The following is a 9,337-nucleotide window of genomic DNA, read 5'->3' as shown; positions in this document are numbered from 1 at the left end:
TCCTTGGGAGATTCGCCGCCACAAACCACACTTCGTAGAAAGGTCCAGGCGGTGTTCTGACCCGTGGCGGTGCCGCTGCCAAGTGAGCGGGGCAATGGTGGTGCCTGGAGGGAGCTGTTTGGCCAGGGAGCGCCAAACTAACAGCGGCCCGGGATGGGTTGAGCGGTCCCGGAAGGCACCACCATTGCACCGCGTCTCGGATACGGAGCTCCGATCGCCGGAACAATATAAGTCTCTGGAATCCTGCCGGGAGCTTTGCTCCCTTTCGGGGCGGGGCCCGCTCCCACAAGCGCGCTCCCGTAAGGTATCGGTCATTCTCCGTCGCTGACGGAGATGAATATAAAAAGCCGGCCGTCCCGGGGAAAGGACGGCCGGTGAAAGCGGAATGACGGAAGAGCGGGCGGCATTCCGCGTCAACGGTCTACAGAACTCAGAGACTCAGCCGGTCACGGATCCGCGACAACGTCATCTCGCCGATGCCCTTCACCGCCATAAGCTGATCGACGGATTCGAACGGCCCTTCCCGGTCCCGCCAGGCCACGATCGAGGCGGCGGTCTTGGGGCCGATGCCTTTCAGGGTCTGCAGCTCTTCCACTCCGGCGTTGTTCAGGCTCACCGTGGTGTCCACGGCGGCGGCACCGTCGCCGGCGCCCTCCGCTTCGGGGGCGGCCTGGGCGGCGGGCAGGCCGCCGGCAAGCAGCATCAGGCTGAGTAGCAGGGTTTGATACAGTTTTCGTCCATGGAGCTTCATCGTCCTTCCTCCTTATCGGTTTGGGTTAGGACGTTCTACTCTAGGCGGGACGAAGCGGCGGGGCTGTAAGCCTGCGCGGTGACTTTTCGCGCTCTGATCAGGAAAGACTTTGTAGGATATCGTCGACTGCGGCCGTGGGATTTTCCGCACGGGTAATCGGGCGTCCGATCACCATGAAGTCCACGCCCCATTCGCGGGCCTGGGGCGGCGTCACCACCCGGCGCTGGTCGTCGCCGGCGCTGCCGGCCGGACGAATGCCGGGGGTTACCAGGGCGAAATCGTCGCCGCAGGCGGCGCGCAGCATGGCGGCCTCGCGGGCCGAGCAAACCACGCCGTCGAGACCGCTGTCGCGGGTCAGGGCCGCCAGGCGGCGGACCTGGTCCTCGGGTTCGTGGTCGATGCCGATTTCCTGAAGGTCGGCCCGTTCCTGGCTGGTGAGCACGGTGACCGCGATCAACAGCGGCGGACGCTCATGGCCGACCAGCGCCTCACGGGCGGCGAGCATCATGCGGCTGCCGCCGCTGGCATGGACGTTGACCATCCATACGCCCAGGTCGGCGGCGGCCTTGACGGCGCCGGCCACGGTGTTGGGAATGTCGTGGAATTTGAGGTCCAGGAACACCTGGAAGCCTTTGTCGTGGAGGGCGCGCACCACGTCCGGTCCGCCGCGGGTGAACAGCTCCTTGCCCACCTTGACCCGCACCTTGGCCGGGTCGAGCCGGTCCGCCATCGCCAGCGCCTGGTCCGGTTGCGAGTAATCCAGGGCGACGATAATGGGGCTGGCGACGGTCACGGCTTAATCTCTCCTTCGGAGCGGGGTTTGATGGTGCCCCAGCGGCGGCAGCTGGGGCAGCGCCACTGCAGCAACGGGGTCTGGAACCCGCAGCGGCGGCACTGATAGATGGTTTTACCGCTGGTCAGCCGCTCGGTGAGGGCTTTGAGCAGGCCCAGGTGCTCGCGGGCCTCGCCTTCCGCCGACCCTTGCAGGTTCATGTCGATCAGGCGGTGCAGGCCGAGCACCGTGGGGTTGGCCTGCATGTAGTCGGCGATGAACTGCCCGGCCTCGCGGTCGCCGTAGCGCTCGCGCAGCTGCTCGGACAGCAGCAGCACCCGAGCGGTGCTGGGTGTCTCGGCGCTGTAATCGGCGAGCATGCGGATAAAGTCCTCTTCTTTCTCCAGTGCCTGATAGCACTGGCGCAACTCGCTGAGCACCTCGTCAAAGAAGTCCGGATCCTGTTTCCAGATGCGGCGGAACGCGTCGATGGCCGCATTCCAGTCTTCCTCGCGCATTTCCAGGCGCCCCTGCAGGACGCTGGCGCGGACGCAGTTCTTGTCGAAGCCGAGGGCGCGGCGCAGCATGCGGCGTGCCGGGTTGAGCTCGCTGCGGGCGATCTGCGCTTCCGCTTCCTCGCAGCAGTAGTGGGCCAGCACCGGGGCGATCTTGGGCTGCGATTTAACCAGGTGCTCGCCCATGGAGATGGCGTTGGTCCAGTCACGCTCCTGCTCGTACAGGTAGGTGAGCTGGCGAATCACCTGCTCGCGCTTTTCGCACTCCTGGTCGAGCATTTCCAGCAGCACTTCCTCGGCCCGGTCGAACAGGCCGCCGGCCAGGTAGTCCTCGGCCAGCTCCAGCTGAATCTGCTCCTGGGTGGCGCGGGGCAGCTCGCCCTGCTCGAGAAGGTGGGAGTGAATCAGGGTGGCGCGGTCGAATTCGCCGCGCTTGCGGAACAGGCGCGCCATGCTGAGGTGCGTTTCCAGGGTCTGGTCGTTGACCTCCAGGCTGTTGAGCAGGGCCTGCACCGCCTTGTCCGGCTCTTCGTTGAGCAGAAAATTCAGGCCGGCCACGTACTCCTGGGACAGCGAATCCATGCGCCGGCGCTGGCGGCGTTTACCTTCACGCCGGCCGAGGAAAAAGCCCGTGGCGATGGCGAAAAAGAACAGCGGAATAAGCCAAAGCGGTTCGCTCATGAACGGGGTCCGAACAGGCCGCGCAACCCTTTCAGGCCCAGGCCGGTGACCAGCCCCGCCAGCAGGCCGAGGGCCAGCAGCACCACCACCAGTGCGCCCAGCGTCACCTGGTATTGCCAGTCGGCGACGGGCACCGCCAGGGTCACCGGCTGGGTGTTGGCGGTGACGAACAGGAAAGCCGCCATGAAGATCAGCAGCAAAACCAGAATCAGAAAAATACGGTAAAGATTTCGCATCACATCGTCCTGCTGGGGCGATCAGCCGTTGACGGCTTCGCCGGGGGCGTCATCGGCGTTGCGTTTCTCGTCGCCATGGGTTCCGGACGACGCGTCGAACATGGAGTCGTTGACCCGTTCGCGCAGCTCTTTACCGGATTTGAAATGGGGAACGTACTTGCCATGCAGCTTTACGCTGGCGCCGGTCTTGGGATTACGGCCCACGCGAGGTGCACGGAAATGAAGGGAAAAACTGCCGAAACCGCGTATTTCGATGCGGCCCCCTTCAGCGAGGGTGTCGGCCATGTAGTCAATCAGGGTTTTTACGGCGAGCTCCACATCCCTGGGAGACAATTGCTGGTTTTCCTTGGAAATACGGGCAATCAGTTTCGATTTGGTTAACGCTGACGCCATTGCAACCTACTCCCCTGGGCTCCCTGCCCAAGCGGGGCCGGCCTGATGGCCGGCCCCCGGGAGGAGCCGTTATGACTCGTTGCTGTTTTCCATCTGCTTCTTGATCAGATCACCAATGGTCTTGGGCGCGTTGGCGTCCGGACCCTGGGTATCCAGTGCTTCCTTGTCCTGCACCTGATCTTTGGCGCGTACGGACAGGGTGATCACACGGTTCTTGCGATCCACGTTGGTGATGCGGGCTTCCACCTCGTCACCGACGCTGAGCACTTCGGTCGCATCGTTGACCTTGTCGCGGCTGAGTTCGCTGGCACGCAGGGATGCTTCCACGTTTTCAGCCAACTCCACGGTGGCGCCCTTGGCGTCCACTTCCGTTACCTTGCCTTTAACGATGGTGCCCTTCTCGTTTGCAGCAACATACTGAGCAAACGGATCATCTGTCAACTGCTTGATTCCAAGGGAAATTCTTTCCCGCTCGGCATCAATGGACAGTACCACGGTTTCCAGCTCGTCGCCCTTGTTGAAGTTGCGCACCGCCTCTTCGCCCTGCTCTTCCCAGGAGATGTCGGACAGGTGCACCAGGCCGTCGATGCCGCCTTCCAGGCCGATGAAGATACCAAAATCGGTGATCGACTTGATCTTGCCGCTGATGCGGTCGCCTTTCTGGTAGTTCTCGGAGAAGGATTCCCACGGGTTGGACTGGCACTGCTTGATGCCCAGGGAGATACGACGACGGTCTTCGTCGATGTCCAGGATCATCACTTCCACTTCGTCGCCGATCTCGACAACCTTGGACGGGTGGATGTTCTTGTTGGTCCAGTCCATCTCGGACACGTGCACCAGGCCTTCCACGCCCTCTTCGATTTCCGCGAAGCAGCCGTAGTCGGTGAGGTTGGTGACACGGGCCTTGACGCGGGCACCTTCCGGGTACTTCTGCACGATATCGTGCCAGGGATCTTCGCCCAGCTGCTTGAGACCCAGGGACACACGCATCTTCTCGCGGTCGAACTTGAGGACCTTGATCTCGATTTCCTGGCCCACTTCGACGATTTCGCTGGGATGCTTGATGCGCTTCCAGGCCATGTCGGTGATGTGCAGCAGGCCGTCGATGCCGCCCAGGTCGACGAACGCGCCGTAGTCGGTCAGGTTCTTGACGATACCCTTGACGACCATGCCTTCCTGCAGAGACTCGAGCAGCGCTTCGCGCTCGGCGGAGTGCTCGGCTTCCATGACCGCGCGGCGGGACACCACCACGTTGTTACGCTTGGGATCGAGCTTGATGACCTTGAAATCCAGGTCCTTGCCTTCCAGGTGGGTCACGTCGCGTACCGGACGGATGTCCACCAGGGAGCCGGGCAGGAACGCGCGGATCGGGCCGATATCGACGGTGAAGCCACCCTTCACCTTGCCGGAAATCTGACCTTTGACGATCTCGTCTTTGTCGAAAGCCACTTCCAGTTCGCCCCACACTTCGGCGCGCTTGGCCTTTTCGCGGGACAGACGGGTGAAGCCCATGCCGTCATCGATAGCGTCAACCGCCACTTCCACTTCATCGCCTTCGGCGATTTCCAGTTCACCGGTTTCGCTGATGAACTCGCCGCGGGCGATGATGCCCTCGGACTTGAGGCCGGCGTTGACGGTCACCCAGTCGCTGTCGATGGCGACCACGGTGCCTTTGATGATGGAACCACGGGCAACGTCGAGGTCCTTAAGGCTTTCTTCAAAAAGTTCGGCAAAAGATTCAGTCATGGAGAAGTCTCACGGATACACATACCAACCAGCAGGCATGGGTTATTACTAAAAGGCCACCGCCCCAAGCTGGTTTACTGTCAGGGGCCGGGCGACCTGTCACTTAACACTCATTGCGGGAGCGGCCCTGCTCGCGGACCCCGCGTAATCGGGGTTGCCGCAGCCAGGGCCGCTCCTACGGATGAATACGGTTTTACCGCCTTCAGACCAGAGATCGGCGGGCGGCCTCATCGAGAATCGCGTCCACCACCTGTTCCACGGAAAGCGAGGTGGAATCGATCTCCACCGCGTCATCAGCGGGCTTCAGCGGTGCCACATCGCGGTTCATGTCCCGGTCGTCCCGGGTCTGGATGTCCTCGATAAGGGTCGCGAGGGTAGCATCAAAGCCCTTTTCCTTCAACTGGGCGTAGCGCCGGCGGGCGCGCTCCTCGGCGCTGGCGTTGAGGTAGATCTTGAGCGGCGCGTCCTGGAATACCACCGTGCCCATGTCACGGCCGTCGGCCACCAGGCCCGGGCTCAGGGCGAAGGCGCGCTGGCGGGCGAACAGCGCGTCGCGCACCGGCTGCAGCACCGCCACCTGGCTGGCCATCTCGCCCACTTCCTCGCGGCGGATGTCGGCGCTCACGTCCTCGCCGTCGAGCACCACGGCGGTGTCGCCGTTCTGCTCGCGGAACACCACCGGCAGGTTCTCGGCGAGCCGGATCAGCGCCGGCTGGTCATCCAGGGCCACGCCCTGGCGGGTGGCGTACAGCCCCAGCACCCGGTAGAGAGCGCCGGAGTCGAGCAGGTGCCAGGCCAGCCGGGCGGCCACCAGGCGCGCCACGGTGCCCTTGCCGGAGGACACCGGGCCGTCGATGGTGATGATCGGGATCATTCGTTCTCCTTGGATGCGTGCACCTCCAGGTCGAGACCGGCGCCGCGGGCCAGCTCCGCGAAGCCCGGGAAGCTGGTGGCCACGTTGGCGCAGCGGCGAATGGTGATGGGCGCCGAGGCGCGCAGCGCCGCCATGGCGAAACTCATGGCGATGCGGTGATCGCCGTGGGAATCCACCTCACCGCCGCCGAACGGGCCGCCGACGATGCGGATACCGTCCTCGTACACTTCGTGCTCCACGCCCAGCGCCGCCAGGCCGTCCGCCATCACCTGAATGCGGTCGGACTCCTTGACGCGCAGCTCCTCGGCACCGCGCAGCACGGTTTCGCCCTGGGCGCAGGCGGCGGCGATGAAGATCGCCGGAAACTCGTCGATGGCCAGCGGCACCAGCTCCCGGGGGATCTCGATGCCCTTCAGCGGCGCGCTCCTGACCACCAGGTCCGCCACCGGCTCACCGCCGGAATCGCGCGGGTTCTCCAGGCGGATGTCCGCGCCCATCAGCTTGAGAATGTCGATCACCCCGGTGCGGGTGGGGTTCACCCCCACATGGGGCAGGGTCAGCTCGCTGCCTTCGGCGATGGAGGCGCCGACCAGGAAAAACGCCGCCGAGGAGATGTCCGCCGGCACGTCCAGGGGGCCCGCCGCCAGACGCGCGCCGCCGGCCACCGTGCTGGTGGCGCCGTCGCGCCGCACCGGCACGCCGAAACCGCCCAGCATCCGCTCGGTATGGTCGCGGGTGGGGGCCGGCTCGGTCACCGAGGTCTCGCCCTCGGCGTACAAGCCCGCCAGCAGCACCGCCGACTTCACCTGGGCGGACGCCATCGGCAGCGGATAATGGATGCCCTTCAGCGTCTGGCCGCCGTGGATACGCACCGGCGGGCGGCCGCCCTCGCCGGTGTCGATGCGCGCGCCCATTTCCCGCAGCGGGCCGGCGACCCGCTCCATGGGCCGCTTGGAGAGCGATTCATCGCCGGTCAGTTCTGTGTCGAACGCCTGGCCGGCGAGCAGGCCGGTGAGCAGCCGCATGGAGGTGCCGGAATTGCCCATGTAGAGCGGTTTGCCCGGCGCCTTGAGACCGTGCAGGCCGACCCCGTGCACGATCACCTGACCGTGGTGGGGGCCTTCGATCAGCACGCCCATGTCGCGGAACGCCTGCAGCGTGGCCAGGGCGTCCTCCCCTTCCAGAAACCCCTCCACGGTGGTGGTGCCCTCGGCCAGGGACGCCAGCATGATGGCCCGGTGGGACATGGATTTATCACCCGGCACCCGCAGCCGGCCGTTGAGCCGGCCGCCGGGGCGCGCCAGGAAGGTGGGGTTGGATTGCTGTGTCATGCCTGTCTCGTCGTCGGAATGCCGAGCGCGGGTGTAGGAGGTGCGCTCGTTCATGGCCAGAAAGTGGGCCCGGGCGGCGTTGGCCCGGGTCATGACGCCCATCAGGGCCTCGTCGTCGTTATGCTCGATGGCGTTCTGGAAACGGTCAATACCGTCCCGGAACAGGGCCAGCGCTTCCAGCACCGCGTCCCGGTTCTCGCGGAAGATGTCGTGCCACATCACCGGGTCGGAACTGGCGATGCGGGTAAAATCACGGAAGCCGCCGGCGGCGTAGCGGAAAATCTCGGTGGAATCGCCCTGCCGGGCCAGGGTATCGACCAGCGAAAACGCCAGCAAATGCGGCAGATGGCTGGTTTCCGCCAGCACCCGGTCGTGGTGGTCCGGCGCCATCTCCAGCACCTCCGCGCCCACCGCCGCCCACAGCGCGCTCACCCGCGCGGTGGCGCTGGGGTCGGTGTCCGGGGTGGGCGTCAGGATTACCCGGTGCTGGCGATAGAGCCCGGCGTCGGCGGCTTCCACGCCGCTTTTTTCCTTGCCGGCGATCGGGTGGCCCGGCACGAAGCGCGGGAAATGATCGCCCAGGGCCCGGCGGGCTTCGGCGATCACCGCGCCTTTGACGCTGCCGCCGTCGGTGACGATGGCGCGCTCGGCGAGCCCCGGGCGCAGCGCTTTCAGCACCGCCCCCATGGACGACACCGGCGTCGCCACGAACACCAGATCGGCGCCGCGCACCGCCACCGCCAGGTCCTGGCTGCCCTCGTCGATCAGCCCCAGCGCCAGGCCCTGTTCCAGGGTGCGCGTGGAGCGGGAGCCGGCCACCACGGTGCGCGCCAGCCCCTGCTCGCGGATGGCGGCGGCCAGTGAGCCGCCGATCAGGCCCAGCCCGATGATGGCGACACGTTGAAACAGAGGGGGCCGGGGCGCGCTCATCAGCGGCACGTCACTTGTTTCAGGGCCTGCAGGAAACGTTCGTTGTCGCGGGCGGTGCCGGCGGTGACCCGCAGGTGGTTGGGCAGGCCGTAGCCGCCCAGCGGGCGCACGATCACCCCTTCGCGCAGCAGCCCCTGATAGACCGTCTCGGCGTCGCCGCCGCAGTCGAAGGCAATGAAATTGGCCACCGAAGGAATCTGCGTGAAGCCGAGGGCGTCGAGCCCTTCCGCCAGCTGCACCAGGCCGGCGGTGTTCTCGCCCTTGGAGTTCTCGATATGATCAAGGTCGCCCAAGGCCGCCTGGGCCGCCGCCAGCGCCGGAATATTGACGTTGAAGGGCTGGCGCACCCGGTTGAGCACATCGGCGATCTGCGGGTGCGATACGGCGTAGCCCACGCGCAGGCCGGCCAGGCCGTGGATCTTGGAAAAGGTGCGGGTGACCACCAGGTTCGGGTAGCGGTCGAGCCGCTTCAGGCCGTCCGGGTAGTGGCTTTCCTCCACGTACTCAAAGTACGCCTCGTCCAGCACCACGATCACCCGCTCCGGCACCCGGGCCAGGAAGTTGTCCAGCGCCTGGTCGTTGAACCAGGTGCCGGTGGGGTTGTTGGGGTTGGCCAGGAACACCACCCGGGTACGTTCGGTGATGGCGTCCGCCATGGCGGCCAGGTCGTGGCCGTAGAGGTGCGAATCCACCGACACCGGCTTGGCGGAGCAGCCCAGGGTCACCAGCGGGTAGATGGCGAAGGCGTACTCCGAGAACACCGCCTCGTCGCCGGGCTGCAGATAGGCGCGCGCCACCAGCTCGAGCACGTCGTTGGAGCCGTTGCCCAGGGTGATGCGGTCGCTGCTCACGCCCAGGTTGTCCGCCAGGGCGTGTTTCAGCTCGAAACCGGCGCCGTCCGGGTAGAGGTGGATCTGATCCAGCGACCGGCGCGCCGCTTCCAGCGCCCGGTGGCTGGGGCCCAGCGGGTTTTCGTTGCTGGCCAGCTTGACCACGTCGCGCAGGCCCAGCTCACGTTGCAGCTCCTCGACGGGTTTGCCCGGCTGATAGGGGCGCAGTTGCTGCACGCCGTTGTTGGCCAGTTGGGTGTAATCGCAAGTCATAACGC

General features: G+C 65.5%; 9 protein-coding genes. All 9 read right to left on the bottom strand.

Annotated elements, in window-relative coordinates:
* Positions 1-430: 430 nt before the first annotated feature.
* Positions 431-751 carry a ComEA family DNA-binding protein gene (locus tag ISO4_RS14575; RefSeq protein ID WP_067610733.1) on the bottom strand — a complete coding sequence of 107 codons (321 nt, stop codon included), beginning with the start codon at positions 749-751 and terminating at the stop codon, positions 431-433.
* 97 nt (positions 752-848) lie between these two features.
* A complete protein-coding gene (gene pyrF, locus ISO4_RS14570; protein WP_142949116.1) occupies positions 849-1,544 on the bottom strand; it encodes an orotidine-5'-phosphate decarboxylase in 696 nt (231 codons plus the stop codon).
* On the bottom strand, positions 1,541-2,719 hold the full coding sequence (gene lapB / locus ISO4_RS14565; protein WP_142949117.1) for a lipopolysaccharide assembly protein LapB: 1,179 nt from the start codon (positions 2,717-2,719) through the stop codon (positions 1,541-1,543). Before lapB ends, pyrF begins: the two co-directional genes overlap by 4 nt.
* A complete protein-coding gene (locus tag ISO4_RS14560) occupies positions 2,716-2,955 on the bottom strand; it encodes a DUF1049 domain-containing protein (protein ID WP_194856683.1) in 240 nt (79 codons plus the stop codon). The genes lapB and ISO4_RS14560 overlap by 4 nt, the downstream gene beginning before the upstream one ends.
* A gap of 21 nt (positions 2,956-2,976) precedes the next feature.
* On the bottom strand, positions 2,977-3,348 hold the full coding sequence (ihfB, locus tag ISO4_RS14555) for an integration host factor subunit beta (RefSeq protein ID WP_194856682.1): 372 nt from the start codon (positions 3,346-3,348) through the stop codon (positions 2,977-2,979).
* 69 nt (positions 3,349-3,417) lie between these two features.
* Positions 3,418-5,094, bottom strand: a complete 1,677-nt coding sequence (rpsA, locus tag ISO4_RS14550) for a 30S ribosomal protein S1 (RefSeq protein WP_194856681.1) — start codon at positions 5,092-5,094, stop codon at positions 3,418-3,420.
* A 202-nt stretch (positions 5,095-5,296) separates the two neighbouring features.
* Positions 5,297-5,968 (bottom strand): (d)CMP kinase, encoded by a 672-nt coding sequence (gene cmk / locus ISO4_RS14545; protein WP_142949121.1) that lies wholly within the window; start codon positions 5,966-5,968, stop codon positions 5,297-5,299.
* Positions 5,965-8,229, bottom strand: coding sequence for a bifunctional prephenate dehydrogenase/3-phosphoshikimate 1-carboxyvinyltransferase (locus ISO4_RS14540; RefSeq protein WP_228548164.1), 2,265 nt, complete (start codon positions 8,227-8,229; stop codon positions 5,965-5,967). Before ISO4_RS14540 ends, cmk begins: the two co-directional genes overlap by 4 nt.
* On the bottom strand, positions 8,229-9,332 hold the full coding sequence (gene hisC / locus ISO4_RS14535) for a histidinol-phosphate transaminase (protein WP_194856680.1): 1,104 nt from the start codon (positions 9,330-9,332) through the stop codon (positions 8,229-8,231). The genes ISO4_RS14540 and hisC overlap by 1 nt, the downstream gene beginning before the upstream one ends.
* Positions 9,333-9,337 lie beyond the last annotated feature (5 nt).

Source organism: Alloalcanivorax venustensis ISO4 (assembly GCF_015356855.1).
In the GTDB taxonomy this organism is placed as follows: domain Bacteria; phylum Pseudomonadota; class Gammaproteobacteria; order Pseudomonadales; family Alcanivoracaceae; genus Alloalcanivorax; species Alloalcanivorax venustensis.
Note: the sequence above shows the minus strand (reverse complement) of the source record. Positions and strands in the feature narration are given on the sequence as shown.

Bases quoted from the DNA above. Each gene is read 5' to 3' on its own strand.
- cmk (WP_142949121.1), bottom strand. From the start codon at position 5,968: ATGATCCCGATCATCACCATCGACGGCCCGGTGTCCTCCGGCAAGGGC.
- rpsA (WP_194856681.1), bottom strand. From the start codon at position 5,094: ATGACTGAATCTTTTGCCGAACTTTTTGAAGAAAGCCTTAAGGACCTC.
- ISO4_RS14540 (WP_228548164.1), bottom strand. From the start codon at position 8,229: ATGAGCGCGCCCCGGCCCCCTCTGTTTCAACGTGTCGCCATCATCGGG.
- ISO4_RS14575 (WP_067610733.1), bottom strand. From the start codon at position 751: ATGAAGCTCCATGGACGAAAACTGTATCAAACCCTGCTACTCAGCCTG.
- ISO4_RS14560 (WP_194856683.1), bottom strand. From the start codon at position 2,955: ATGCGAAATCTTTACCGTATTTTTCTGATTCTGGTTTTGCTGCTGATC.
- hisC (WP_194856680.1), bottom strand. From the start codon at position 9,332: ATGACTTGCGATTACACCCAACTGGCCAACAACGGCGTGCAGCAACTG.
- ihfB (WP_194856682.1), bottom strand. From the start codon at position 3,348: ATGGCGTCAGCGTTAACCAAATCGAAACTGATTGCCCGTATTTCCAAG.
- lapB (WP_142949117.1), bottom strand. From the start codon at position 2,719: ATGAGCGAACCGCTTTGGCTTATTCCGCTGTTCTTTTTCGCCATCGCC.